This window comes from Streptomyces sp. NPDC006476, assembly GCF_040612015.1.
In the GTDB taxonomy this organism is placed as follows: Bacteria; Actinomycetota; Actinomycetes; order Streptomycetales; family Streptomycetaceae; genus Streptomyces; species Streptomyces griseorubiginosus_B.
In genome coordinates, this window is the sequence record NZ_JBEXPK010000306.1 from 1 (window position 1) to 1,350 (window position 1,350).

Genomic DNA, 1,350 nt, shown 5'->3' on the forward strand with positions numbered 1-1,350 from the left:
GGCAGTCTGGCGTCATTCGAAGCCGACACTGGCAATCCGCACGCAGCGATACGCCTCATTCACCAAGCTCGTCACCACCTCGGTAGCCGCGTGCCGCCCCTCGCCGCCGCATGGCTGGCCTCAATCGAAGCGATGGCTCACGCCGTCAGTGGAGATCGCCGGGCCTGTGAAAAGGCGATGAAGGCGTCTGCGCAGCATGCGGCACAAATACCGGATGCTGAGCCTGTCGCCTGGCCATGGATTTTCGCATTCGATGAGCGCAAGCTCGTAGCCTGTGCCTTGACATGCACCGCAAGGCTCGGACAGCCCTTGCATACACGCCTTTCGGATCAGGATGTCGAATCCGCGCTGAGCAACGGCCACGACAAGCAGCGGGCGCTGCTCACTCTCGACGTAGCCTCTGGATACCTGGCCACGCAGGAACTGGACAAGGCATTCGGTTTTGCTTCCAGGGCACTCGCCGAGGGCGTCAGATTGCAATCAGGCAAGATCGCGGAACGGGCCCGAGCCTTTCGAAGGGCCTACCGCGGAGCTTCACCGCCCTCGCTGGTACGGCAGTTCGACAGCCAGCTACAGGCCACCTACATGTAGGAGGAAGGACGCAGATGCGCGTCGGTATCACGGGCCACAGAGGACTTCCAGAGCACGTCGAGAACCAAGTTCGGACAATGCTTACCGCGAGAGCCAAGGCCTTTGACTCCCGTGACCTGGTGGGGATCAGCTGCATTGCAGACGGCCCGGATGCATGGTGGGCCGAAGCAGTCCTCGACGCTGGTGGAAAGATCGAAGTGGTCATTCCAGCTGAGAAGTACCGCGAAGGCCTACCAGCTTGGCACCACCCGGTCTACGACAAGCTCTTGCAGGCCGCGTCTGACATCCATCGCACCGGCCTCCGAGAGTCGACCTCCGAGGCCCATCAAGCGGGCAGTGAGATCCTCGTCGGTCTCTCCGACGAACTGACGGCGGTCTGGGATGGCCAGCCCGCACGCGGCTACGGCGGCACGGCGGACGTCGTGTCCTACGCAGAACGGGTCGGCGTCCCGGTGACCGTGCTGTGGCCGGAAGGCGCCAGCCGGTAGGTGCAGTGGTGGGCCGGCCCTTCCCGCCCGGACGCGGGCCGAACCTTCTCTGGCAACGAGGATGGGAGATAGGCCGCTTAGCGGCTTCTACCAACTCCGCAGCGTGCCCGCGGCCTTGTCAGCGTCTCGGTGGCTGGTCCAGCCGCACCCGGCATCGTCGAACACCTCCATGTACCGCACGCCCACCTAGTGTCCTGCGCCAGAGATCCGTCGGCAGAAGCGGGCGAGGGAGTCGAGGATCTCTTCGGCTGTCTTGGTCCAGATGAATGGC

At 63.9% G+C, this 1,350-nt stretch carries 2 protein-coding genes; both read left to right on the forward strand.

The window, feature by feature from the left end; all coding sequences use genetic code 11:
• Nucleotides 1-591, forward strand: a 591-nt coding sequence (locus ABZZ74_RS54215) for a hypothetical protein (RefSeq protein WP_356951455.1), incomplete at its 5' end; no start/stop codon positions are given.
• Between the two features lie 14 nt (nt 592-605).
• Nucleotides 606-1,079 (forward strand): hypothetical protein, encoded by a 474-nt coding sequence (locus ABZZ74_RS54220; protein WP_356951456.1) that lies wholly within the window; start codon nt 606-608, stop codon nt 1,077-1,079.
• Nucleotides 1,080-1,350: the final 271 nt, after the last annotated feature.

Excerpts from the sequence above, each read along its gene's own strand:
- ABZZ74_RS54220 (WP_356951456.1), top strand. The coding sequence starts at position 606 with ATGCGCGTCGGTATCACGGGCCACAGAGGACTTCCAGAGCACGTCGAG.